Genomic DNA, 23,849 nt, shown 5'->3' with positions numbered 1-23,849 from the left:
TAGTCCACCCTCCGGCTGGGACGGCAGCGAGGAGCGGTTCCTGCGACAGCGGTTCGGCACCAGGTGCGACGACTACTCTCGGCGCGTCCGCCGCTCTGAGGGCAGCAGCAGCGGCACGTTCGTGACCTGCAGGGCGGCGTCGATCTCCGCCTGGCAGAGCGGGTGGTCGGCGTCCGCGACCTTCTCGATGAGCTCACCCAGGAGCTCGATCTCCTGGTGGAGGGCCGTGTCGTCCAGCTCCCCACCACGCCCTACCTGACTGCTGCTGCCCATGCCTGGCCCTTCCTGTCGCTCCCGCGCTGTCAACGAAGGTGGACCCGTCGCGTTCTGGCCGGTGTCCCGGATTCACCCGAACAGCCGAGGCCAGAAGCGGCATAAGGTCACAAAGGGGACGCGCGCCCGATGCCTCAGCGGCTGGGACGAGCCAGGGGCGTGCCGTCCAACGCGTTCCGGAACGCGACCAGGGAGTCGAAGACCTGCATGACGCCGGCCTCCTGCAGCTCCCCGACCGAGAAGCCGCCGGTGCGCACGCCGAGGGTGGGGATGCCCAGCTTGGCTGCCGCCTGGGCGTCGTAGACCGAGTCACCCACCATGATGCCGCTGGCACCCTTCACCTTCGCAAGCGCCGCCGACACGATGTCGGGCTCGGGCTTGCTCTGCTCGACGTCCTCGGAGGTGGTCCAGGCGTCGGCCAACGACTTGCCGTCGACGAGGTCGAGGAACCTCTCGACGTGCTCCGTCTTGCCCGAGCTGGCGAGGACCAGACGGAAGCCACGTTCCTTCACCTCGGCCAGCAGCTCGTGCGCTCCCTCGAACGGCTGGATCTCGTCGATGAGCTGGTCGAACTCCTCCCCCCAGGCCTGGCGCAGGTCATCCCCGTGCGCCTCCTCGACCTCCCGACCGGCGACCGCAGCCACGAAGAGGTCCCCGCCCATCCCGATGCCGCGGTGGATGCGCCACATCGGCTTCGTGATGTCGTAGCGGCGCAGTGCCCGGAACCACGCGAGCGCATGCTGGTAGTTGGTGTCGACGAGGGTCCCGTCGACGTCGAAGATCGCCGTGTCAGCCATGCCCCCTTCCTACCCCGGCGACCAGACCTGACGCATCCGTGGGCGCGCGACCGTGCACCCGCCGTGCACTGACGCTGGGCGTTCGGCGCGCACCGGCCATGGTCCTGTTTGTCCATCGACAGGGTCGGGGCCCGCGCGTAGCGTCGAAGACGCCCCGCCGAGACCGTCCCGGGCCGCCCCAGTCAGGGCCGGGCACAACCGGAGAAGCGAGGCAGAACAATGAGCTATGGCGTCGTCCACCAGTTCAAGGGTGGGACCAAGGACCAGTACGAGGCCTCGATCGGGGCGGTCCACCCCGCCGACGGGAGCCTGCCCGCCGGGCAGGTCTTCCACGCTGCCGGCCCGTCCGAGGACGGCTGGACCATCGTCGCCGTGCACGAGTCCAAGGAGAGCTGGGAAAGCTTCCGCGACTCGATCCTGATGCCACACATGCAGGAAGGCATCGCGGGAGGGTTCGCCGAGCCGCCCGTGGAGACCGTGTTCGAGGTCGTCAACGAGGTCCGGTCACCGGCCCACGCCTGACGCCCGACCAAGCGCGGCCGCTGCCGAGCGGGTACTCGACCGCGGCCGCGCGGACACTGGGCTGAGCGGAGCAGCCGGCCGTAGTCAGCCGCTGGCATGAGCCAGGGGGGTGCCGTCCAGGGCGCTGCGGAAGGCCACCAGCGAGTCGAAGACCTGCATCACAAGGCCGGGCGCGGCGGCCCACTTCGTGGGCGGCGGACCGGCCGCCTACTTGCCGATGCCGTCAGTGAGCCCCCTGAGGAACTGGCGCTGGCCGATGAGGAACAGCACGATCATGGGGAGCGCAGCCATCGTGAGCCCGGCGAATTGGACCGGCCAGTCAGTGAGCAGCCGGCTCTGCATGTCCATCAGTCCAACCGGCAACGTCTTCAGGTCGCCGGAGCTGATGAAGACCAGCGCGAACACGAACTCGTTCCAGGCGAAGAGGGCTTGGAGCAGGGCCGCCGAGACCAAGATCGGCCGACACATCGGCAGGATCACCTGCCAGAACGCTTGGGTCGTCGAGCAGCCGTCCAGTTTGGCCGCCTCGTCGACCTCCGACGGTATGTCGATCATGTAGGCCCGGATCAGGAAGGTGGTGAAGGGGATCCGGAAGGCGGTGTAGAGCACGATGAGCGCCCAGTAGCTGTCGTAGATGTGCAGCTGCTGGAGCAGACCGAAGAGCGGTATCAGGGCCACGGTCGGCGCCAGCATCAGCCCACCGAGCAAGAGACCGAGGAAGGCTCCCTCGAACGGGACGCGCAGCCGCACGAGTCCGTAGGCCGCCCAGGCGCTGACAAGGACGGTGCTGAGGATGGAGGCCGACGTCACGATCACGCTGTTGACGAAGTACCGCACGACCCCGGCGTTGCCCGCGAGTGCGAAGTTGTGCCACCGAAGCTCCCCGGGCAGCCCCCACGGGCTGGCGAAGACCTCCTGGTTGTCCTTGAAACTGCTGAAGACCATCCACAGCAACGGGTAGAGGACGGCGAGGACGAGTGCCCCGAGGCCGACCCAGATCAGCAGGCGTCGAGCGACACGACCGGCGTGACGACCGGCACGGGCCTGCCATCTGGCCGTGCGACGGTCCGTAGTGGCCGTCGTGGGGCTCACAGGTGTGCGCGTTGCGCTGGAGACGGACATCACCACTCGATCCTGCGACGGCGGCTGACGACGATCTGAAGCGCACCGACCGCGAGCGTGATCACGAAGATCACGGTGGCGATGGCCGACGCATAGCCCATGTCGTCGTTCAGGAAGGCGTTGCGGTAGAGCCACGTGCCGAGCACCTGGCTGGAGTTGGACGGTCCCCCGGCGGTCATGACCATCACCTCGTTGAACACCAGGAAGGCGCCCGAGATGGTGAGAATTGTGATGAGCGTCGTCATCTCGCGGACCATCGGCACGGTCACCGCGAAGAACCGGCGCACCGCTCCGGCGCCGTCCACCTTCGCTGCCTCGTGCATCTCGCTGGGGATCCGCTGGATGGCGACGACGAACAGGATCGCGGTGTAACCGATGGACTGCCACTGGCTCATCGCGATGATGCTGCCCATGGCGGTGCCTGGCTCGCCGAGCCACGAGTGCTGCCAGCTCTCGAGCCCCACGGCGCCGAGCAGCCGGTTCACCAGGCCGATCTGGGGGTTGTAGAGGAACGAGAAGAGGATGCCGGCGACGGTGATAGAGATGACCGCCGGGATGAAGTAGATCGTGCGCAGGATGCCGCGGAGGCGCTGGTGCACGAACTCCTCGAGCACCGCCGCGAGGACCAGCGCGAAGCCGACCTGGCAGATGAGCGACACGATCGCGAAGACGGTGTTGTTGCGCAGGGCCCGCCAGAAGATCGGGTCCCCGAAGGCCGTGCGGTAGTTGTCGAGGCCGACGAACGTCGGGCGCACCGAGAACGCGTTCCAGGAGAACAGGCTCAGCCGGAGGTTCTCGACGATGGGGTAGTAGACGAAGACCAGCAGCAGCACCATTGCTGGCAGGACCCAGGCCAGGGACCGCCATCGCATCGACGTGGTGTTCATGAGTTGCCCTCCTCGGGTGGGCGGTGGGCGGTCGACGTTGACCGACCGTCTCGACGTCGGGCCGGGCGGCCCTCGGTCAGCGGGGCGGGCGAAGGTCCAGATCCGCCCGCCCCACCGGGATGTCAGGTCAGCCGACCTGCTTCTTGGCCTTGGCGGCGGCCTGCTGGACGCCGGTGATGACGTCCTTGCTCGACTTCGAGCCGTCGATGACGCCCTCGATGCCGGACAGGTAGGCGTTTGCCACCTCGGCGTTGGTCACCGTGTCGAGCCAGATCGCGAACTGGCTCGCCTTGCTGATGTCGGTGAGCGCGGCCTGGAGCTGCGGGAACGAGTTGGACGCGGTCGCCGACCCCTTGACGGGGCTGAGCCAGCCGATGTCAGCGGTGAGCTTTGCTGCGTTCTGCTGATCGGTCATGAACTTGAGGAAGTCGACGGCCAGCGCCGCGTTCTTGCTCTGGGCGTTGACCATGAACCCGTCCGGGGCGCCGGTCAGGGCCCCCGTGTCACCGGCAGCGCCTTGTGGCGCGGGCAGCCGCATGAAGTCCCAGTTGTCCGCGAGCGCCTTGGGTGCGCCGCCCTTGGCGGTCAGCACCTGGAACTCCACGGACTCGAGGTAGTGCATGGCGGCCTTGCCGTTGATGAAGTTCGCCTGCCCGGCCTCGTGCGAGACACCGTTGTCGTCCTTGCTCGAGCAGCGCGTGATGATGTCCTTGAACTGGTCGACAGCCTTGGTGTACCCCGGGTCGGTGAACTCACCCGTCGCCGGGTTGTAGTCCTTGGCCAGGGTTGCCGGCGGGACGTTGTAGGCGTTGAGCTGGGTCATGTAGTGGATCGCCGGCCACCCGTACTGGTTGCCAAGAGCGATCGGGGTGTAGCCCGCGGCCTTGAGCTTGTCGCAAGCCCCGAGCAGGTCCTCGAGCGTCGACGGGACGCCGTTGACCCCCGCCTTGGCGAAGGCGGTCTTGTTGTAGGCGAGGTACTTCGCGTCGAGGTCGATCGGCACGCCGAAGTTCTTGCCGTTGGTCTCGAAGGCCTTGAGCGCGGCCGGCGAGAAGGTCTTGCCCCACTCCGTGTCGGGTCCGATGACGGAGGTCAGGTCCGCTGCGAGCCCCGCGCGCACGAACTTGTTGGCGAAGTCGCCCGCCCACGAGAAGTAGATGTCAGGGAGCTGCTTGGACGCCGAGAGCACCCGGATCTTGTCCTTGTAGGGCTGGTCGCCGACCTGCTCGAGCTTGATGGTGACCTTCGGGTTCGCCTGCTCGTAGGCCTTGGCCACGCCCTGGAAGTACGGCGCGTACTTGGGGTCGGCGAACTTGGTGACCATGGTGAGGGTCCCGGACTTCTGGGCCGGTGAGGAGAGGCTCTGGCTGTTCTGCTTCGAGCCGGCACCGGCTGTCCCAGGCGCCCCGCAGGCGGCCAGGGCGACCGCGGTGACCGCGCCGAGTACGACGAGGGGTGCGCTGCGCGTGGTGTGCTTCATGACAGGTCCACTCCTTTGTGGATGGGATTGAGCGGTGCAGTGGATTGCTCGAGCGAGGTCTCGTGTCCGAAGGCGCCGAAGCTGGCGCAGGAGCTGGAGGCGTAGGCGGTGGCGGCGCCGAGGAGGGTGTCCAGTGGCGCGTCGTCGATGAGACCGGTGAGGAGGCGGCCGATGAAGGCGTCACCGGCACCCAGGGTGTCGACGACGGCCGTGGCCGGTGCCGGTGCGTGCACCACCTGCTCGCCCCGGAGGCCGACTGCGCCCCCGGCGCCCATGGTGACCGCGACGAGCTCGGGCCCGAGGGCGTGGATGCGGCGCGCCTCGCGCTCCGCCTCCTCGACCGTCGCGGACGGCAGTGAGCGGATGGCGATGTCCACCAGTGGCGCGTAGGTGTCGATGTAGTCGTCCGGCCGCTCCGAGAAGTCGAAGGAGAGCCGTGGCGCCGCCGCGGAGAGGTCTGCCAGCTGGTCCTCGACCATGGAGCACTCACCGGTGTGCACGATCGTCGCGGCGGCAACGGCAGCGAAGTCCGCCGGCGTGAGCCGGAACCTCGATACCCCCGGGTCGCCGTGCTCGAAGACGCGGTTGCCGTCCACGACCCTGACGTCCGCGTAGGCGTTGGGCCCCTCGACCACCCTGAGCAGCGAGGTGTCCACCCCCTCCGCCACGAGCGCGTCGAGGACGGCTCGACCCGCGACATCGGTGCCCACCGTGCCGATGTATGCCGCGCCGGCACCGCAGCGGCGCCCGTGCACGGCCACGTTGACCGCGTTCCCTCCCGGGTACAACACGCCCAGCTGGAGGTACCTGTCGACGACGTTGTCGCCGACGGTGAGCAGGGTGACGTTCATCAGCGTGTCCTTCAGTACGCCATGCGGCGGTAGTAGCGGCGGGTCGTGAGCGGGTGGTCGCGCAGCACCTCGAGGTGGGCGCTGACCCGCTCGAGCAGGGCGGCCAGGACCACCGGGGACACCAGCGCCCGCGTGGCTGGGGAGATCCCCGGCAGCTCCACCTGTGCCGCGTCGAGGACGAGCACCTTGTCGGTGAGCCCGGACACGAAGCGCTCCACCCGGTCGACGAGTGGCCGGGTGGCGTCCTCGCCCTTGAGCAGGAGCAGGCTGGTGCCGGGCTCCACCAGCTCGAGCGTGCCGTGGAAGAAGTCAGAGGCGTGGACCGGACGCGTCCGGATCCACTGCATCTCCTCGAGGATGCACATGCCGTAGTAGAAGGCCTCGGGCCACGTGGTGCCTGACCCCGTGACGATGTGCCAGCTGTCGGCCGCGATCGCCTCGGCGAGAATGAGAGCCTGACCTTCAAAGGCGGCCTTGGCCTCGAGGAGCAGCGCGGGCAGTCGCTCCAGCTCGGCGACGACGGCGGCGTGGTCGTCCAGGGCACTGGTGCGCGCCATGACCGACAGGGCCAACAGGAGCGACTGGAGGTAGAACGACTCGCAGGACGTGTCGTCCTCGGCGAAGTTCACCAGGCTGACGTCGGCCTTCGTCGCCAGCGGCGTGCCCTCGTGCCCGGTCAGGACCAGCACCCGCGCTCCGGCGGCCTTGACGTGGTCGAGGGCGGCGATGCTCTCGGCCGTCGTGCCCGAGAGCGACGGGATCACCACGAGGGTGTCACGCCCGAGCCAGGCAGGGTCGGTCACCACGAGCTCCGCCGGAAGCACGACCTCGGCCCTGAAGGTCGAACGGTCACGCAACAGGTCGGCCGCGGGCTGCATCAGGATGCCGGCGCCGCCGGCCCCGGCGAAGACCACCTTGGTCACGCCGGAGCCGAGGGCGTCAGCGACCACGCCATCGATCTGCTCGGCGAGACCGACGGCTCCCGACTGGATGCGCAGGTAGCGCGCCGGGTCGAAGTTGAGCAGGTCGGTGGCCATGCTCAGTACTCGACCTTGAACATGTAGCGGCGCGTCTCGAGGTCGTGACCGCGCACCGACTCGTAGTGCTGCGCGAGGCGGTTGGCCAGAGCTCCCACCACGATCGGGGAGACGTCGCCCCGGACGGACTCGGGGATGCCGGGCAGCTCGAGGTCGCGCACGTCGACGTACTGCGCCTTCTTGCAGTACCGGTCGAGGAAGCTCTTGGCGCGCTCGCCCATGGGACGCGAGGCGTCGTCGCCGACCCACAGCAGGACGGCGGTGTCGTCGTCGACCATCTCGAAGGCGCCTTGGAAGAACTCGCCCGAGTTGAAGGCCGCGGCGTGCTTCCACTGCATCTCCTGCAGGAAGCACATGGCCAGGCCGTAGGCCCAGCCGTAGCTCGGTCCGGAGCCGAGGACGTAGGTGATCGGCTCGTCCTTGAACGCCTCCGCGATGTCGGCGAGCTGGGGCTCTGCCTGCTCCACCGCGTGTCGCACGGCAGCCGGCAGCGCGGCGAGGGCCTTGTCCACCGCGTCGCCGTCCAGGTCGGCGCCGGTGGCGGCAAGGAGCTCGTAGGCCACGACGAGCTCGAAGAGGTCGCTCTTGCCGGTGAAGGCAGCGTCGGCAGCCTCGGCGAGGGGGCTGCCCTCCTTGGCCGCCGCGATCACCGTCGCGCCGGTGCCCTTGGCCGTCTTGGCCGCGGCCACCGTCTCCTTGGTGGTGCCCGTGTAGGAGGCCAGCACGACCAGCGAGCCGGGACCCATGAGAGCCGGCACCGCGGTGTTCAGCTCGTCGCTCTGCAGCTGGAACGCCGGGAACGACGCCCTCTGCTGGAGCAGGTAGTGGGCCGGGTAGCTGCAGATGATCGAGCCACCGGCCCCGACGAAGTACACGTTGCGCAGGCCGCGCGCCACGACGTCGCGGACGACGTCGGCAACCGCGCTGCGCTCGGCGACCGTGGCGGTCAGCTTGTCGACGATGTCGGCGTCGATCGGCTTGAGGGGGAGGGTTTCGGTCATGGGTGCTCCTGGTTCCTGTCCGCGATGGGCTCGCATTGATAACGTTCTCAACTGCGTGTGAGAACGTTCTCAACCAGCATGCGGATCCGTCAAGAGGTGTCTCGGATATTTCTCCCGGCCGGTCGCGCACCCAGATCCGGCACCGGCTAGGGTCAGGCCAGGTGTTGGTGGGCGCGAGCTGCGTCCCACCCCCCGAACCCTCCTCGGCGCGTGGGCCCCGTACTCGCGTCATGACCATTCGCACACCCGGATTTCGTTGGTACGAGACGGGATCGAAGGAGCGACGTGAGCAAGAGCATCGAGCCGCGCAGCATCGCGACGGTCGATGACGTGGCCCGGGAGGCGGGGGTCTCGACGGCGACAGCCGCCAGGGCCCTCGGTGGCTACGGCTCGGTCCGCGAGAGCACGCGCGAGCTCGTTCTGGCCGCAGCGGAGCGTCTCGGCTACCGCGCCAACATCCTTGCCCGCAGCATGATCACGGGCTCGACCCGGACCCTGGGCGTCGTCCTGTCCGACATCGAGAACCCCTTCTTCCGCCGCTCCCTGCGGGGCATCGCCGACACGGCGCGGGCGCAGGGTTTCGAGGTGCTGCTGGCCAACACCGACGAGGAGCTGGACAAGGAGGAGACCGCCGTCCGGGTGATGACCGAGCGGAGGGTCGACGGCCTGGTGGTGTGCCCGGCTGACGGCGGGGACAGGGCCCACCTCAAGGAGGTCATCGCGGCGGGGATCCCGGTGGTCCTGCTGGACCGCAGTGTCGCGGGCGTCCAGGCCGACACGGTGGGGATCGACAACCGCAAGGCGGCGCGGCTCGCCACCCAGCACCTGCTGGACCGCGGGCACCGCGACATCGCGATCGTCACCGGCGGCACACCTGCGATGCTCGAACGGATGCTGCGCCCTGACATGCGCGGCGTCGAGCGGGTGTCGGCGACTACCGTCGGCGCTCGAGCGGCCGGGTTCCGTGACGCGATGGCGGCGGCCGGGGTCGCGATCCGGCCCGAGCTGATCTCTTCTGGCGGCTACCGTCGCGAGGACGGGGAGGCAGAGACATCCCGGCTCTTGGCGCTGGACCGCCCGCCCACGGCCATCCTGGCGTTCGACGCCATGCAGTCACTCGGCGCTTTCCATGCCCTCTCCCGTGCGGGGGTCCGTTGCCCCGAGGACGTGTCGCTGCTGGGTTTCGACGACGCAGAGTGGGCGGACGTCGTGAGTCCGGCACTGACCGTCGTCGCCCAGCCGACCTACGAGATCGGTGTGGCGGCGTGCCGGTTGCTGCTGTCACGCATCGAGGGATCAGGCGGTGCGGTGGCACACCGGCGGCTTCCCACCACGCTCATCGAGCGTGCCTCCGTCGGTCCGAGGCGCCCTTCCTGACCTGCTGGGCGGTCCGGCGGCACCATGATGGGAGCGGAACGTCAGCAGGAGCCGACGCCAAGAGGGAACGGAGACCACATGAGCGAGACACCGGGCGAGGCCAGCATCCGGATGAGTCCCGAGGAGGAGCAGGAGACCCTCGAGGACCAGCAGACCGACGAGGCCACCGAGCCGGCCGACGAGGGAGTGGGCGCGCACACCGACGCCCAGGACGACCCGCGCTACACGGAGAACTAGCCCGCTCGCCTACTTCAGCAGGCGGGACATCCGGCGGTCGGCCAGCGGCTTGCCGCCGGTCTGGCAGGTCGCGCAGTACTGCAGGGACGAGTCCGCGAACGACACCTCCCGCACGACGTCACCGCACACGGGGCACGTCTCCCCGGTCCTGCCGTGCACGCGCATCCCCGCGCGCTTGGCGTCCTTGAGCTCCTTCGCCGGCTTGCCCGACGCAGCGGCGACGGCCGCCGAGAGGGTGTCCTGCATCGCGGCATACAGGCGGTCGACGTCGCCGGGCGACAGGCTGGACGCGAGCGCGAAGGGTGACATCTTCGCGACGTGGAGGATCTCGTCGGAGTAGGCGTTGCCGATGCCGGCGATGAATCCCTGGTCGCGGATCAGCCCCTTGATCTGCGACCTCCGCCCGTCGAGCAGCTCGCCGAACGCCTCGCGGGTGAAGTCGGGCGACAGGGGGTCCGGCCCGAGCGAGGCGATGCCCGGCACGGCGTCGGGGTCGCGCACCAGGTAGGCAGCGAGCCGCTTCTTCGTGCCCGCCTCGGTGAGGTCGAGCCCGGACCCGTCGGAGAACCGCGCGCGCAGGGCGATCGGCGACTTGCCCGGCCGCAGCACGGTGTCGGGCAGCGCGTCCGACCACCGCAGCCATCCCGCCCGGGCGAGGTGGAAGATCAGGTGCACCCCGTCGCAGTCCAGGTCGACGAACTTGCCGTGCCGCGACACCGCGTCGACCGGCACCCCGGTCAGCGACTGCGGCGGCGGGTCGAACGTCTTGAGCACCGAGAACGACCCCAGCTCGACCCCGGTCACCGCCAGCCCGACGACCCGCTCGGCGAGGAAGTCGACGAGCGCCTGGACCTCGGGCAGCTCCGGCACCGGCCCATTGTGACCCACACGGTGCGACGATGTCCCGGTGATCGCGAGCACCGAGCCGCTGCGGATGGGCACCCACCGCGCGCGCCTCGTCCTCACCACCACCATCCTCGGCAGCGGCATCGCCCTGCTCGACGGCACCGTCGTCAACGTCGCCCTGCCGACCATCGGCCGTGAGCTGGGCGCGGAGCTCTCCGGCCTGCAGTGGGTGGTCAACGCCTACGCCCTGACCCTCGCGGCGCTCATCCTGCTCGGCGGCTCGCTCGGCGACCGGTTCGGCCGGCGGCGCGTGTATGCCGTCGGCGTCGCCGCCTTCGGCCTCGCCTCGATCGCATGCGCCCTCTCGCCCTCGATCGAGCTGCTGGTCGCGGCCCGTGCCGTGCAGGGCGTGGGAGCTGCACTCCTGGTGCCCGGCAGCCTCGCCATCCTGCAGGCGTCGTTCCACCCCGACGACCGGATGGCGGCCATCGGCGCGTGGACTGGGCTGCTCGGCGTCGCCTCGGCCTCAGGGCCCGTCGTCGGCGGGTGGCTCGTCGACCTGGACTGGCGCTGGGCCTTCTGGCTCAACGTCCCGCTGTGCGCTGCCGTCATCGTGCTGGCCACGAGGGCGGTGCCGGAGTCCCGCAACGCCGGGGCCGACCACTCCTTCGACGCCCTCGGGGTGGTCCTTGCGGCTGCCGGTCTCGGCGGCCTCACCTACGCCCTGACCGTCGCCCCCGAGCATCCCGGGATCGTCTCGATCGGCGCCGGCGTCGTGGGGCTCGCGGCGATCGCCGCCTTCGTCCGACGCGAGCGCCGTACGGCCCACCCCCTCGTGCCTCCGCGGCTCTTCGCCAACCGCGTCTTCACTGCGGTCAACATCGTCACCCTCCTGGTCTACGCGGGGCTCTCCGCGGCGCTGCTGTTCGTCGTCCTCTTCCTCCAGGTCTCGGGTGGCTGGTCGGCACTGGCCGCCGGCGCCGCGACCCTGCCGCTGAGCGCGATGATGCTGCTCCTGGCCAGCAGGTTCGGCGGCCTCGCCACCCGGCACGGGCCGCGCCGCTACATGGTCGGCGGCACCCTCGTGGCGGGCGCCGGGTTCGCCCTGCTCGCGTTCGCACCGCGCCACCCGTCCTACCTCCTGCACGTCCTGCCCGGCATGACGCTCGTCGGGCTGGGGCTGTCGATGACCGTGGCGCCGCTGACCGGGACCGTCCTCGCCGCAGCCCCGGACGAGCTCGCCGGCACCGCGAGCGGCGTCAACAACGCCGTGTCCCGCACGGCCGGCCTCGTCGCGATCGCCGCGCTCCCGCCGCTGGTGGGCCTCGGGGGAGCGGCGTACGCCGACCCGGCCCTGCTCGCTCCCGCCTACCGTGCCGCGATGCTGGTCTCGGCCGCCCTGGTCGCGCTGGGCGCGGTCGTCACCGCGGTGGGCCTGGCCGTGGGCCGTGAGCGCCGCGAACCCGCCTGCGCCGCACAGCCGCACCTCGACCTGACGGCGCGCTAGCCCTGGGAGGGTGACTCGCCCAGGACCCCCAGGACGTGCTCCACCTGCGGCAGCAGCCCGTAACCGTCGCCCGCCCGCAGCACCGGGACCTCGTGGCGCTCACGCATCGGCTCGAACTCCTCCAGCGAGACCGGGATGCCGTGCGAGAGCACCTGCTCGCTGGGGGTCAGCTCGCGGATCGCGACGGCGGCCACCCGGTCGGGGCGCTGCTCGGCGAACTCGCCGTAGATCCGGGGGTCGTGCTGCCCGTCGTCGCCGATGAGCACCCACCGGATCGACGGGAACTCGTTGGCCAACCGGTGCAGGCACGACCGCTTGTGGTCCTGGCCCGAGCGGAACCACCCGGTGTTGGTCGGTCCCCAGTCGGTCAGCAGCAACGGGCCCGCGGGGTAGCCGTGCCGGCGCAGGAACCGGGTCAGCGTCGGCGCGGTGTTCCAGGCCCCGGTCGAGAGGTAGACCATCGGGGCGCCGGGGTGCTCCTCGAGCAGCGCGCGGTACATCGTCGCCATGCCGGGGACGACGTGGCGGGCGTTCTCGTTCTTCACGAACGTGTTCCACGCGGCGATCATCGGCCGGGGCAGGGAGGTCGAGATGACGGTGTCGTCGATGTCGGAGATGAGGCCGACCGTCTGTGTCGAGGAGACCACGACCACCGCCGCGGTCACCTCCTCGGCGCCGAGCGCGGACAGCCGCGCCTCGTGCCAGCCGGGCTCGAGACCGTGTCCCTTGACCCGCACGTCGATGTAGCCGCTGCGGTCGCTGCGCGTGTGGATGGTCTTGCCGCCGATGCTCACCGTGACCGGCACGTCCATGGCCGGGGCGGTGATGAACGCACGCCACCCGCGGCGCTCGTCCTCGGCGCACCGCAGCTGCACGGTGGGCGCCCCGGCGTCGGCGGACGCCTCCACGTCTGGGCGGCGGGTGAGCAGCACGCGCCCCATGACGCGGGCGAACTCCTCCGACCCGTACCCCGTGTGGGCCACGACCCGGGTGCCCCAGCCACGGCCGCGGAGCACGGCGTCGAGCCGGCGGTGCCAGGCGTCCTCGACGATTGCAGCGGCGTGGGGGCGGGCCATGCGACGACCCTACGGCCTCACCGGGTTCGGCACCCTGCCCGAGCCGCGTGACACCGACCTCACGACGTCAGGGGCGGGCGAGCACCGTCCGGAACTGGTCGACGAGCCGCTGGCTCGAGGCGCCGAGGCCGTCGAACTCGAACAGCCGGTCACCCCGGCTGGCCAGCAGCAACGGGCGGCCACCGATGTTGAGGTCTCGGGCGACGGCGAAGTCCTCGACCGCCAGCTCGTGCGCGCGGGCCGAGGCGGCGAACAGCTCGATGGCCTGGGCGTCGAGCCCGAGGTTGGTCGCGACCCGGCCCAGGACGCCGGGCGCCTCGAGCGGCTGGCCGCAGACGAAGAACTCGTGCTGCACCGCGCCGAGGACGGTCGACACCGGCATCTGCTCGGCCGCGAGCAGGGCGATGACCCCGGCGGCAGCAGCTTCGGCGTCGACCACGAGCGAACCGGACCGCACCGCGGACAGGAAGTCCGCGCCGAAGCGGGCGTCCGTGGACCCGCGGACGGCGTCGACATCCGCCGCGAACGAGCCGAGGCCGTCCGCCGCCAGGTGACCCGCGTGGACGATCTCGACGTCGACGAGGCTGCACGCGGCGCTGAGCACGGCGCTCACCGACGGCAGGTAGGCGTAGGACCAGGGGTCGTAGACGTCCATGATGTAGACGAGCAGGGTGCTGGCGTCGACGCCGCCGGCACCGGGGACGGCGGGGAAGCCGTCACGGGCCCGCTCCTGCGGGCGGCTGAGCCCGAGCTCGACGCGGCGAGAGCGGCTGTGGATGTCGCACCAGGGCGACGGTGAGGTGTGCGGGACGTGGTGGCGTTCTGCTCCGTACTTGCAGGAGCGGTGTGGACCTCTCATCTGCACCCTCCAGGGCACTAAAAAAAGCAACCGGATGGCCGATCGGCCAAACCCGGTTGCTTCAGGTGCCCCACAGACTAGCTCACATCGCCTCAGATCGGGTAGAGCGGACCTCGGAGACCAGCTGGCTGGCGAGCACGCGCAGCTTGAGGTTCTGCTCCTGGGACTGCCGGCGGAGGAGCTCGAACGCCACCATCTCGTCGATCGAGTGGCGCGCCATGAGGATGCCCTTGGCCTGCTCGATGACGGCACGGCTGGCCATCGCCTGCTCCATCTGCCCGGCCACGGCGCGCGCACCGGCCAAGGTCACCGCGGCGGCGAGGGCGTCAGCGGCGCGGGTGGCGGCCATCCGCGCGAGCCGCCGCTCGGTGTGGTCGAAGGCGTGCCGGGCGTTGCCGTAGAGGTTGAGCGCGCCGTACCGGCGGTCGGCCGAGATCAGCGGCAGGGCGAGCAGCGTCTGGACCTCACCGGGGTCGCAGCCCTGGATGAACGCCGGCCAGCGCTCCTCGCCACCGGTGAAGTCCACGAGGTTCTCCCGGCCGTTGCGGAACGCGTCGAGGCACGGCCCGTCGCCCACGGCGTACTGCACCGCGTCGATCTCGAGCGTCGCGGCGGTGGTGTACGCCGCGGTCCGCGGCCGGTCCTCCATGACCACGGTGACGCCGACGGAGTCGCAGCCGTCGATGTTGGCGTTGACGGCCTGCACGAGCCGCTCGAGGTAGGGCGTGAGGTCCTCGACGCCGTCGAGGTTGCCCGACAGCTGGTCCATGAGCCGCGCGGCCGCGTCGAGGCTGCGCGACCCCGCGGTCTCGTGCAGCTCCGCAGCGGCTGCGACGTCGTCGTCGTTGGGCACGACGGTGTTGGTGGCCTGGTCGACCATGGGTACTCCTCCGCGGGGATCGAGCTGCTCGACCCTCACCGTACCCGCAGGTAGACCCCCGTTCAGGGCCAGATCGACCCAACCCACTCGGGGTGGTCGACGAACGGGTTGCGGTTGTGCTGCCAGGTGTCGTAGATGACCTGGTTCCTCCGCTTCTCGAACGCGTCCGGCGGGTCCCCGGCGCTCCACGCCTTGAGCACCGACAGCTTGCCGATGTAGGGGGCGGTGCCGTTGGCGACGCTGTTGTTGGGCTCGAGGTTGGGCCAGCCGTCGTCGCCCTCGTAGCGGATCGCCATGTAGAAGATCATCCGGGCGACGTCGCCCTTGACCGCGTCACGCGGCTCGAACGAGTCGCTGTCGCTGAAGCAGTCGCTGCACTGGCTGACGGCCGCGCCGCCGTTGTCGAAGTCGAGGTTGCCGCGGGTGCTGTTGACCGTGACGTCCTCGGGCCGCAGGTGGTGCACGTCGGTGCCGGGGCCGTTGGCGGTCCCGAAGTCGCCGTGGCTCTTGGCCCACACGTGCTCGCGGTTCCACTGGTCGACGCCACCGCCGTTGTCGGACTTGGCGATCGAGCGGCCTGAGTAGATCTCGATGACGTTGTTGGCGTTGTTCGGGTCCTGGTCGGTGTCCTTGAGCGCCGCCCAGACCTGGTCGTACGTCAGTACCGTCTGGCTCCTGATGATCGAGTGCAACGACGTCCGCAGGGCGCTGCCGCTCTTGCCGATGGCGTTGGCGTAGTAGGTGCTGTCGTACGGCCCCGTGGTCCCGGTGGGGCTTGGCGACGTCGTCGGGGACGTGGTCGGCGAGGTCGTCGTCGACGTGGGGCTGGTCGTGGTCGTCGTCGGGGGCGGCGTCGCGCCGACTGCGGCGATCGCGGTCGGCGACTTGAGCCCCGGGTGCGCGAAGTACGCGGTCAGCGTGCCGGTGACGTCGACCTGCTTGCCCATGTTGGCGGGGTGGGTCCGCAGGCCCCACGTCGAGCGCCACGACGACGTCAGCTGGACGTAGACCATCTTCGACGTGCTCGTCTCGCCCGCGCTGTCCGCGAGCGCGATCGCCAGGTCGTCGGTGAAGCCGCTGCGGTTCACGGTGGTCGTCGCCACCGGCTCCCCGACGATGTAGCCGCGCACCGTCTGCACGCTGTTGTTCTGCGTGGCGATGGCCTGGGAGACCGTCAGCGGGGTCGCCGCGGTGGCGGTGCGGGCCGTGGCTCCGACGAAGGCGAGGAGCAGGAGGACGGCGACGAGGGCGAGCCGTGGCCGCACGCGGAGGGTGAGCTGCTGTGGCATGGACGAAACATGGCAGCACCACGGCATACGCCGGGCGAACGCTGCGTATGGGCACGGACCGGGGTTGGCAAAGATCCCGTATCGCGCGAGCCCCCTTCCGCGCGCCCGTCGGCGAGGATGGGCGCGTGGCCGGCGACGAGGTGTTCCGCAAGGGCAGCACCTCCGCGCCCGACGGCTACTTCCGCTGGGAGGCCAGCGGGCTCGGGTGGCTGGCGTCCGCGCCGGGCGGGGCACCGGTCGTCGAGGTGGTGGACGTGGCGGAGGACCACCTCGACCTGCGGCGTCTGTCGTTCGTCAACCCCGACCCGCAGATGGCCGAGGCGTTCGGCGCGGGGCTGGCGCGGACCCACGACGCCGGCGCGGCGGCGTACGGGAGCGCGCCGGACGGGTGGGAGGGCGACGGCTACCTCGGGCCGGCGACGTCACTGCTGCCGCTGCAGCTGCGACCGACGCAGTCGTGGGGCGAGTTCTTCGCCGAGCAGCGGGTCCTCGCCATGCTGGCGCTCGGCCGTGACCAGGGGCTGTGGCACCGGCACGACGTCGCGGTGTTCGAGGCGGTGGCCCGGCGGCTGACGAGGGGCGAGTTCGACGACGGGGCGCCTGCGGCCCGCATCCACGGCGACCTGTGGTCGGGCAACATCGCGTGGACGGCCAAGGGAGGCGTCCTCATCGACCCGGCCGCGCACGGCGGCCACCGGGAGACCGACCTGGCGATGCTGGCGCTGTTCGGGTGCCCCCACTGGGACTTCGTCATCGGCGGCTACCTGTCGCAGCACCGGCTCGACGCCGAGTGGCCGCGCCGGGTGGCCCTGCACCAGCTGCACCCGCTCATGGTGCACGCGGTGCTGTTCGGCGGCGACTACGCCCACCGCGCCGTCGAGCTGGCCCGCCGCTACCGCTGACACGCCCCGTCGGCCGAGGGGGTCAGCTCCGGGGTCAGCCCAGCAGGCCCCGCGCGTACGCCGCCTGTCCGAGGTGCTGGGTGTCGTCGTTGACGACACTGACCAGCCGGACGCCGAGGGTCACCGGCGGGTCCCAGTGGCGGTCGACGACGCGGTCGAGGTCCTCGGGGGACAGCCCCTCGACGTAGGCGAGCGTCTGCTGGTGGACCGCGTCGAGGTAGCCCAGGAGCTGGTCGGCGTCGACGCCACGGACCTGGGCGACCTGCTCGGCGGAGTGGCCGTACCCCGTCTCGGCGGCCTCGAACGGCAGGCCGAGGCGCTCGTGCCAGCCTCCGGAGGTCCACACCTGCTCCAGCCCGGCGGCGTCGGCGACGTGGTCGTCCTGCACGCGCGACAGGTGCCACACGAGCCAGCCGACCGTGTTGGCGTCGTCGGCCGGCCGCTGGGCGAGCTGGTCGGCGTCGAGGCCGTCGACGACGCGCTCGACCCCCTCGCGGATGCGGGTGAAGGCGTCGGCCAGGAGCTCGGCAGGAGTCATGCCTTCGATGGTAGGTCGGCGTCAGTCGAAGCGCAGGGGCTCTGTGCGCCGCGGCATCACGAGCACCGCCAGCACCATCGCGACCGCGAGGACGACCACGCCGAGGAAGACCTGGTGCGTGGCGCCGGTCAGCGCCTCGCGGACGAAGTCACGCACGGTGGCGCTCACGCCGGTGCCGCCACCGAGCACGACAGCGGCGTCGTCCGCGGTCTTGGGCAGCGGGCCGGTCGCGCCTGCCGGGGGCCTGGCGAAGTCGCGCGACAGGGTCGCGTTGGCGATCGCCCCGAAGACCGCGACGCCGATGGCGCTGCCGACCGACCGGGCGAAGAGGTTGGTCGCCGTCACCACGCCACGGCGGTCCCAGTCGACGGAGGACTGGACGGCCACGAGCGTCGGCACCGACGCATACCCCAGGCCCACCCCGACGAGGAACGTGAAGGCGGCGATGGTCCACAGGCTGGTGCGGGCGTCGACGAGCAGCAGCAGGGCGCTGCCGAGGACGACGAACGCGACCCCGAGGAACGAGGTGTTGCGGAACCCGAAGCGCATGTAGATCCGCCCGGCCGACGCGGCGGCCAGGGGCCAGCCAATGGTCATGGCGCCGAGGGCCAGGCCGGACAGCAGCGCACCGAAGCCGAGGACCCCCTGGGCGAAGGTGGGGACGTAGGAGGTGAGGCCGATCAGCACGGCGCCGATGACCAGGGACGCGGCGTTGGCGCCGACGAGCACCCGCCGGGTGAACACCCACAGCGGCAGGATCGGCTCGGGCGCCCGCTTCTCGACGAAGAGGAAACCCACGAGCAGCACCACGCTGGCCACGACGATGCCGATGCCGGTGGGGGACAGCCACTCCCACGACCGGCCGCCCTCGAGCAGCGCGAGGATGAGCAGGGATACACCGCCGGCGAGCAGGGCAGCCCCCGCGTAGTCGATGCGGTGGCGCTTGCGCTCGATGCTCTCGTGGAACCCGCGCAACAGCATCACGGTCGCGATCGCGCCGATGGGGAGGTTGACGAAGAAGATCCAGCGCCACGACACGTACTCCGAGAAGACGCCACCCAGCGTGGGACCGACGATCGAGGCGATGCCCCACACGCTGGCGATGAAGCCCTGGACCCGGGCGCGCTCCTCCACGGAGTAGATGTCGCCGATGATCGTGATCGACATGGGCATCACCGCGCCGGCGCCGAGGCCCTGGACGACCCGGGAGGCGATGAGCAGCGGCATGGTCCACGCCGCCCCGCAGAGGATGGAGCCGAGCAGGAACAGCGCGATGCCCACGAGCATCACCGGCTTGCGGCCGAGGCTGTCGGCGAGCTTGCCGTAGATCGGCACCGACACCGCCTGGGCCAGCAGGTAGATCGAGAACAGCCACGGGAACTGCGAGAAACCGCCGAGGTCGCTGACGACCGCCGGCACGGCGGCCGCGAGGATCGTCGCGTCGATCGCCACGAGGGCGGTGCAGAGCATCACCGCGAGCAGCACGGGTCCGCGTTCGCTGCGCAGGCCGACCGCGCTCCTGCTGGTGGTCGTGGCGGTGTCGTGGGTCACGTCAAGCGCCAACTCCCCGACAGCGCCCGCGTATTCCGCGACCCTGCCTCCCCGAGGTCGGCCTTGCTCGCCGGGCAGGGACAGCGCACACTCAGACCTCGAGCGAACTTGAGGTTCTAGCCGACGGAAGGGGCGACCACCGTGGAGCCGGACGACGTGCTGACGGTCTCGGAGGTGGCGCACCGCAGCGGCTTCGCGCCGTCGGCGCTGCGCTACTACGAGGCCCAGGGACTCATCGAGGCGACGCGCACCGCCGGGGGCCAGCGCCGGTATGCGCGCAGCGTCCTGCGGCGGCTCGCCTTCATCCGCGCCGCGAGCAACGTCGGCCTCGCGCTGGAGGAGGTCCGCGCCGAGCTCGCACGACTGCCCTCGGGGCGCACGCCGACCAAGTCGGACTGGCACCGCATCTCGGTGGACTGGCGGTCCCGGCTCGACGAGCAGGTGGCCGCCCTCGAGGCCCTGCGCGACAAGCTCGACTCCTGCATCGGCTGTGGCTGCCTGTCCCTCAAGCAGTGCGCCATCTCCAACCCCGCGGACAAGGCGGCCGACTCCGAGGACGCGCCGGGCGCGGCCTACCTCCCGAGGCTGCTGCGCCGCCCGACGAGCTGACGGGGCGCCACCGACGGCCTCGCGGCAGCCTGCTCGGCGACCTGCTCGGCGACCTGGTCGGCGGCACCGGCCAGGCGGTCCACGCGGGCCCGGGTGTCGCGGATGGTCGTGGCGAGCAGGGCCACGAGCCGGTCCACCGCGTCGGGGACGCACGCGACCGCAATACCCTCCACGGCGTAGGCGACCACGTGGGGAGCCGTCTGGCGACGGAACACCCGCTCGCTGACGCGGGTGTCGCGGGCGTAGCGCAGCGCCCACGCGTGGGCCTCGGGCGCCTGCGCGAACGCCTCGTCGCAGATCCGCAGCAGGTCGTCGCGCGGACCCGGCAGGTCGGCAGCCAGGTGGCGGCAGGTGAGCAGGCCGACGGCCATGACGTTCTGGCGGGCCACGGGGGCGACCGGGAGCGCGGCTGCGGCGGCGTGCACGGCGATGGCCACGTCGAGCCCGAGGTCGTCGCCGGTGAGCCCGACGACGTCAGGGATCAACCCGACGATGCGAGGCCGGTCGAGGTCGGTGAGCGAGTCGTTGACCAGCCGGGCCATGGTGGCCAGCAGCGGGTGCGTGCAGGCCGGGTGGTCGCTCCACCGCTCCCCGGCCAGGAACGACGCCATCTCCATGAAGCAGGCGCCCTTGCGCGGGTTTCGGTGCTTTCCGGCGGACAGCACCGNCCCCGCCGGTCCGTCCACTATGCGCCTCGCCTCCCCCGACGCGCCAGAGGTGCGCGACGTCGACTCGGTGAGGGCCTGTCGACCGCGACGAGGGGCCTGTTCAGCGGCCGTCTCGCGACCCCAACCGGGACCAAACGGAGGCGTCCGCGCCGCACCGCTCCACCGCGTGGTGGAGAACGCCTGCCCTCCGGTGCCCGATGTGCCGGCGGCCGCTGCTCCCGACCATTGGAGGTGTCGGGGAGCCCCCGCCAGACGCCGCGTAGGACACGCCGGCAGGGGCCTCCCGACACCAGTACCGAGCAGCAGCCGGCCCCGCAGGTGGGGGCCGCACCCGAGGGTGGAGAGAGGTCAGCACATGACCGTCATCGAACGCATCTACGACAACGCCTGGTACGTCGCGCACGCGGCCCCGGGGATGCGCGAGCAGCTCGCCGCCGACGTGACCCGGACCTGGATGGCCTGCGAGGCCGCTCGCGAGGACGCCGGCCGGGCACGCACCGTCTCGGGACTGTCGGCCGCCCGCTCGGCGCTGGCGCTGTCGTTCGGCAACGTGACCCAGGCGCAGTACGACCGCGCACGGGCACGGGCCACCGAGGCGGCACGGTGCACCGACATCATCGACGGCCACGCGTTCGGCATCCGCCGCGACCTCGGCGCGGGCGGCGCCATGACGGTCGAGATCACCTCGTGCACCCTCCTGCGCCGCGCCACCCTGACCGTGGGCGCCAAGGGCGGGGAGTGGACGGCCGACCTCTACGACCCGCAGTCGCGCGTCGAGCGGTTCACCACGACGCTGGGCAGCGACCCGTGGGACGCCGTCCACCGGGCCTGCAGCTGGATCACGACCGGGGTGTTCCCCACCCGCTCCTGAAGCCTGCGGGCTGCCCGCCGGGCGAGGCCTACAGGAAGTCGAAGGGGTCGAACTCGTCGATCGGGATGATGCGCACCCGCGGCAGCCGCGCGGTGAACGCGTCGACGTCGTACTCGAGGTCGAAGAACTCCAGGCCGCGGCTCTCGAGCTCGACGAACGCCTTGCTGCGGAACTCCAGGAACCCGATGAGGCCGATCCGGCGGCCGTCGCACAGGTCGCCGAGCTGGGGGACGAAGTCGCTGTCGTGGCTGACCAGCATGACGTCGGCGTCGCGGGCCTTGAGCGCCTCGATGGTGCGCTGGATCGCGATGTCGACGACCTTCTCGTGCGGTCGGCCCGACAGCGGGACCGGCCGGTACTCCATCGCCAGCAGCGCCTGGATGAACCCCATCGGCAGGTCGCCGTTGGCCGCGAGGAAGAACAGTCCCTTGGCCGGCTGGTCCCACTCCTCGGTGGCGAAGTTGAGCAGCCGGTCCCAGCGCGGCCGCTCGTCGGGCTGTGGGCGCCGCGACAGGATCGAGGTGCCCAGCGTCGCGTCGATGTTCTCGCCGTCGACGAGCACGTACGTCGTCCGCTGAGCGTGGTCGGCCATGGGCTCGACTGTATGCGGTCGCGGCGCCCCCGCGTGGGCGCTCGCCCTACGCGCCATCCCCGCCGCCGCGGAGGCGGTCGATGTGCTGGGACGCCTCCGCCTTGGTCAGGTCTGCCGGCAGCTCCTCACCGGCCTGCTTGGCGAGGGTGTCGAGGTAGCTCTTCTGGCTCTCGGTCATCGGGTCGTCGCCGCTGACCCAGTCGGACGGGTCCTTCTCCAGCGCAGGGTCGCCGACCGGCTCGGTCGCACCGATGGTGTCCTGCTGGGGCTCGTCGTCACGGAGTGCGTTGTCGTTGCTCATGGTTCGAACATACGTGCGGTCCGCCTGCTGCGCACGTGGAGGGGGTGGGGGCCGCACGCTCCGCCGGTGGGCGGGCGCGCCGGTGACGGGCGGGCGGCGTTCGAGTGGGCACCCCGCGGCATACCGACCTAGCGTTGACGAGCCCCTCCACGAAAGGAAGCCCATGCAGCAACGCACGCTCGGCGACATCCAGGTCAGCGCCATCGGTCTGGGTGGCATGCCCATGTCGATCGAGGGCCGGCCCGACGAGGAGCGTTCGGTCCGGACCATCCACGCGGCGCTCGAGGCCGGGGTCACCCTCGTCGACACGGCCGACGCCTACCACCGCGACGCCGGCGAGGTCGGCCACAACGAGTCGCTCATCGCCAAGGCGCTGAAGTCTTGGGGTGGCGACACCTCGGCCGTCGTCGTCGCGACCAAGGGCGGACACCTGCGCCCCGGCGACGGGTCGTGGACCCTCAACGGCCGCCCCGAGTACCTCAAGCAGGCGGCCAAGGAGTCGGCCCGCCGTCTCGAGGTCGAGGCGATCGGGCTCTACCAGTTCCACCGCCCGGACCCCGACGTCCCCTACGAGGAGTCGGTCGGCGCGATCCGCGACCTGCTCGACGAGGGCGTGATCGTCCGCGCCGGCATCTCCAACGCGAACGTGGAGCAGATCGACCTCAGCCAGAAGATCCTCGGCGGTCGCCTGGTGTCGGTGCAGAACCAGTTCTCGCCGAAGTTCCTGTCCAGCCGCGGTGAGCTCGAGCACTGTGCCGAGCTCGGGATCGCGTTCCTGCCGTGGAGCCCGCTCGGCGGCATCTCCAACGCCGCGGAGCTGGGGAGCAACCACTCCGCGTTCGCCGAGGTCGCCAAGGCCCACGACGTGAGCCCGCAGCAGGTGGCGCTGGCGTGGGAGCTGTCGCTCGCCGACGTCGTCATCCCGATCCCCGGGGCGTCGCGGNCCGACCTCGATCGAGGACTCGGTCAAGGCAGCCGACCTCAAGCTGTCCGACGACGAGCTGGCAGCCCTCGACGGCAGCTGACCGACGTCGCAGGGGTGCCCCGGACCGGTTCAGGTCCGGNNGGCACCCCTGCGTCGAGCTCGTCCAGCCAGGCGCGCGCGGAGGCGTCCGACGGCATGCGCCAGTCACCGCGCGGCGACAGCGAGCCACCGGCCACCACCTTCGGCCCGTTGGGCAGCGCCGACCGCTTGAACTGGTTGCCGAAGAACCGCTCGAGGAAGACCTCCATCCAGTGCCGGATGGTGGGCAGGCCGTACGCCGTGCGGCGGCTCTCGGGGTACCCCGCCGGCCAGTCGCCCGCCGCGACGTCAGCCCACGCGTGCATCGCGAGGAAGGCGATCTTGCTGGGCCGGAAACCCCACCGCAGCACGTGGTAGAGCGTGAAGTCCTGCAGGGCGTACGGCCCGACCATGTCCTCGGTGGACTGCATCTTCTCGCCCTCGGCGGCCGGGACCAGCTCGGGGCTGATCTCCTGGTCGACGATCTCGAGCAGGGTGTCGTTGACCTCGCCCTCGAACTGGCCGCTCGACACGACCCAGCGGATCAGGTGCTGGATCAAGGTCTTCGGGATGCCGGCATTGACGCCGTAGTGCGACATCTGGTCGCCCACGCCGTAGGTGCACCAGCCCAGCGCCAGCTCGGACAGGTCGCCGGTGCCGAGGACGATCCCACCGCGCTGGTTGGCCGCCCGGAAGAGGTAGTCGGTGCGCAGACCGGCCTGGACGTTCTCGAAGGTCACGTCGTAGNACCGGCTCGCCGTCGCCCGCCGGGT

The 23,849-nt window shown here is 70.9% G+C and carries 24 protein-coding genes and 2 pseudogenes; 8 read left to right on the top strand and 18 right to left on the bottom strand.

The window, feature by feature from the left end:
• Positions 1–72: 72 nt before the first annotated feature.
• Both ASG70_RS05455 and ASG70_RS05450 read right to left on the bottom strand, forming a co-directional pair.
• Positions 73–273 carry a hypothetical protein gene (locus tag ASG70_RS05455; RefSeq protein ID WP_056882845.1) on the bottom strand — a complete coding sequence of 67 codons (201 nt, stop codon included), beginning with the start codon at positions 271–273 and terminating at the stop codon, positions 73–75.
• Positions 274–407: 134 nt separating this feature from the next.
• The gene (locus tag ASG70_RS05450) at positions 408–1,070 is read right to left on the bottom strand and encodes an HAD family hydrolase (RefSeq protein WP_056882844.1); all 663 of its coding nucleotides are present in this window, start codon (positions 1,068–1,070) and stop codon (positions 408–410) included.
• A 219-nt stretch (positions 1,071–1,289) separates the two neighbouring features.
• Between ASG70_RS05450 and ASG70_RS05445 the strand changes: the two genes are divergently transcribed.
• A complete protein-coding gene (locus ASG70_RS05445) occupies positions 1,290–1,592 on the top strand; it encodes a hypothetical protein (protein ID WP_056882843.1) in 303 nt (100 codons plus the stop codon).
• 207 nt (positions 1,593–1,799) lie between these two features.
• Here the strand turns inward: ASG70_RS05445 and ASG70_RS05440 are convergent, their stop codons facing one another.
• From ASG70_RS05440 to ASG70_RS05415, 6 genes are all read right to left on the bottom strand, one after another.
• Entirely contained in the window at positions 1,800–2,684 is an 885-nt protein-coding gene (locus ASG70_RS05440) for a carbohydrate ABC transporter permease (RefSeq protein ID WP_235531356.1), read from the bottom strand.
• 29 nt (positions 2,685–2,713) lie between these two features.
• Complete coding sequence (locus tag ASG70_RS05435) at positions 2,714–3,601, bottom strand: carbohydrate ABC transporter permease (RefSeq protein ID WP_056882842.1); 888 nt, start codon at positions 3,599–3,601, stop codon at positions 2,714–2,716.
• Between the two features lie 127 nt (positions 3,602–3,728).
• Positions 3,729–5,081, bottom strand: a complete 1,353-nt coding sequence (locus ASG70_RS05430; protein ID WP_056882841.1) for an ABC transporter substrate-binding protein — start codon at positions 5,079–5,081, stop codon at positions 3,729–3,731.
• Positions 5,078–5,932 (bottom strand): PfkB family carbohydrate kinase, encoded by an 855-nt coding sequence (locus ASG70_RS05425; protein ID WP_056882840.1) that lies wholly within the window; start codon positions 5,930–5,932, stop codon positions 5,078–5,080. Before ASG70_RS05425 ends, ASG70_RS05430 begins: the two co-directional genes overlap by 4 nt.
• A gap of 11 nt (positions 5,933–5,943) precedes the next feature.
• Positions 5,944–6,969 carry an SIS domain-containing protein gene (locus ASG70_RS05420; RefSeq protein WP_235531355.1) on the bottom strand — a complete coding sequence of 342 codons (1,026 nt, stop codon included), beginning with the start codon at positions 6,967–6,969 and terminating at the stop codon, positions 5,944–5,946.
• A gap of 2 nt (positions 6,970–6,971) precedes the next feature.
• The gene (locus ASG70_RS05415) at positions 6,972–7,970 is read right to left on the bottom strand and encodes an SIS domain-containing protein (RefSeq protein WP_056882839.1); all 999 of its coding nucleotides are present in this window, start codon (positions 7,968–7,970) and stop codon (positions 6,972–6,974) included.
• A gap of 285 nt (positions 7,971–8,255) precedes the next feature.
• Here ASG70_RS05415 and ASG70_RS05410 point away from each other — a divergent pair, with 285 nt between their 5' ends.
• Positions 8,256–9,347 carry a LacI family DNA-binding transcriptional regulator gene (locus ASG70_RS05410; RefSeq protein ID WP_056882838.1) on the top strand — a complete coding sequence of 364 codons (1,092 nt, stop codon included), beginning with the start codon at positions 8,256–8,258 and terminating at the stop codon, positions 9,345–9,347.
• Positions 9,348–9,425: 78 nt separating this feature from the next.
• On the top strand, positions 9,426–9,584 hold the full coding sequence (locus ASG70_RS19600; RefSeq protein ID WP_200949202.1) for a hypothetical protein: 159 nt from the start codon (positions 9,426–9,428) through the stop codon (positions 9,582–9,584).
• Between the two features lie 9 nt (positions 9,585–9,593).
• On the opposite strand, the gene ASG70_RS05405 is transcribed toward ASG70_RS19600, so the two are convergent.
• On the bottom strand, positions 9,594–10,454 hold the full coding sequence (locus tag ASG70_RS05405) for an Fpg/Nei family DNA glycosylase (protein WP_056882837.1): 861 nt from the start codon (positions 10,452–10,454) through the stop codon (positions 9,594–9,596).
• Between the two features lie 37 nt (positions 10,455–10,491).
• Between ASG70_RS05405 and ASG70_RS05400 the strand changes: the two genes are divergently transcribed.
• Complete coding sequence (locus ASG70_RS05400; RefSeq protein ID WP_235531354.1) at positions 10,492–11,937, top strand: MFS transporter; 1,446 nt, start codon at positions 10,492–10,494, stop codon at positions 11,935–11,937.
• Here the strand turns inward: ASG70_RS05400 and ASG70_RS05395 are convergent.
• The 4 genes from ASG70_RS05395 to ASG70_RS05380 form a co-directional block, all read right to left on the bottom strand.
• Positions 11,934–13,013: an App1 family protein gene (locus ASG70_RS05395; RefSeq protein WP_056882836.1), complete on the bottom strand. Its 1,080-nt coding sequence runs from the start codon at positions 13,011–13,013 to the stop codon at positions 11,934–11,936. The two genes, ASG70_RS05400 and ASG70_RS05395, sit on opposite strands and share 4 nt — an antisense overlap.
• Positions 13,014–13,080: 67 nt before the next feature.
• Positions 13,081–13,872 carry a DsbA family protein gene (locus tag ASG70_RS05390; RefSeq protein ID WP_056882835.1) on the bottom strand — a complete coding sequence of 264 codons (792 nt, stop codon included), beginning with the start codon at positions 13,870–13,872 and terminating at the stop codon, positions 13,081–13,083.
• A gap of 82 nt (positions 13,873–13,954) precedes the next feature.
• Positions 13,955–14,752 (bottom strand): GAF and ANTAR domain-containing protein, encoded by a 798-nt coding sequence (locus ASG70_RS05385; RefSeq protein WP_056882834.1) that lies wholly within the window; start codon positions 14,750–14,752, stop codon positions 13,955–13,957.
• 62 nt (positions 14,753–14,814) lie between these two features.
• Positions 14,815–16,041, bottom strand: a complete 1,227-nt coding sequence (locus tag ASG70_RS05380) for an endonuclease (protein ID WP_056882833.1) — start codon at positions 16,039–16,041, stop codon at positions 14,815–14,817.
• Between the two features lie 125 nt (positions 16,042–16,166).
• Between ASG70_RS05380 and ASG70_RS05375 the strand changes: the two genes are divergently transcribed.
• Positions 16,167–16,943 carry a fructosamine kinase family protein gene (locus ASG70_RS05375; protein ID WP_235531353.1) on the top strand — a complete coding sequence of 259 codons (777 nt, stop codon included), beginning with the start codon at positions 16,167–16,169 and terminating at the stop codon, positions 16,941–16,943.
• 34 nt (positions 16,944–16,977) lie between these two features.
• On the opposite strand, the gene ASG70_RS05370 is transcribed toward ASG70_RS05375, so the two are convergent.
• Together ASG70_RS05370 and ASG70_RS05365 are read right to left on the bottom strand one after the other, a co-directional pair.
• Positions 16,978–17,481, bottom strand: coding sequence for a DinB family protein (locus ASG70_RS05370; protein WP_056882832.1), 504 nt, complete (start codon positions 17,479–17,481; stop codon positions 16,978–16,980).
• Positions 17,482–17,502: 21 nt separating this feature from the next.
• Positions 17,503–19,032, bottom strand: a complete 1,530-nt coding sequence (locus ASG70_RS05365) for an MDR family MFS transporter (protein WP_056882831.1) — start codon at positions 19,030–19,032, stop codon at positions 17,503–17,505.
• A gap of 141 nt (positions 19,033–19,173) precedes the next feature.
• On the opposite strand from ASG70_RS05365, the gene soxR reads away from it, so the two are divergent.
• A complete protein-coding gene (soxR, locus tag ASG70_RS05360) occupies positions 19,174–19,641 on the top strand; it encodes a redox-sensitive transcriptional activator SoxR (protein WP_056882830.1) in 468 nt (155 codons plus the stop codon).
• A 1,023-nt stretch (positions 19,642–20,664) separates the two neighbouring features.
• A complete protein-coding gene (locus tag ASG70_RS05350) occupies positions 20,665–21,180 on the top strand; it encodes a hypothetical protein (RefSeq protein WP_056882829.1) in 516 nt (171 codons plus the stop codon).
• Positions 21,181–21,208: 28 nt separating this feature from the next.
• On the opposite strand, the gene ASG70_RS05345 is transcribed toward ASG70_RS05350, so the two are convergent.
• Together ASG70_RS05345 and ASG70_RS05340 are read right to left on the bottom strand one after the other, a co-directional pair.
• On the bottom strand, positions 21,209–21,772 hold the full coding sequence (locus ASG70_RS05345; RefSeq protein ID WP_056882828.1) for an NYN domain-containing protein: 564 nt from the start codon (positions 21,770–21,772) through the stop codon (positions 21,209–21,211).
• A 46-nt stretch (positions 21,773–21,818) separates the two neighbouring features.
• On the bottom strand, positions 21,819–22,073 hold the full coding sequence (locus ASG70_RS05340) for a DUF3072 domain-containing protein (RefSeq protein WP_056882827.1): 255 nt from the start codon (positions 22,071–22,073) through the stop codon (positions 21,819–21,821).
• A 163-nt stretch (positions 22,074–22,236) separates the two neighbouring features.
• Here ASG70_RS05340 and ASG70_RS05335 point away from each other — a divergent pair.
• A pseudogene (locus ASG70_RS05335) lies at positions 22,237–23,016 on the top strand (aldo/keto reductase); the annotation flags it as partial.
• 123 nt (positions 23,017–23,139) lie between these two features.
• Here ASG70_RS05335 and nadE read toward each other — a convergent pair.
• Positions 23,140–23,823 (bottom strand): annotated as a pseudogene (nadE, locus tag ASG70_RS19850) (NAD(+) synthase); the annotation flags it as partial.
• Positions 23,824–23,849 lie beyond the last annotated feature (26 nt).

It is taken from the genome of Phycicoccus sp. Soil748 (assembly GCF_001428025.1).
GTDB lineage: Bacteria > Actinomycetota > Actinomycetes > Actinomycetales > Dermatophilaceae > Pedococcus.
This window is presented reverse-complemented; position numbering and strand designations above follow the sequence as displayed.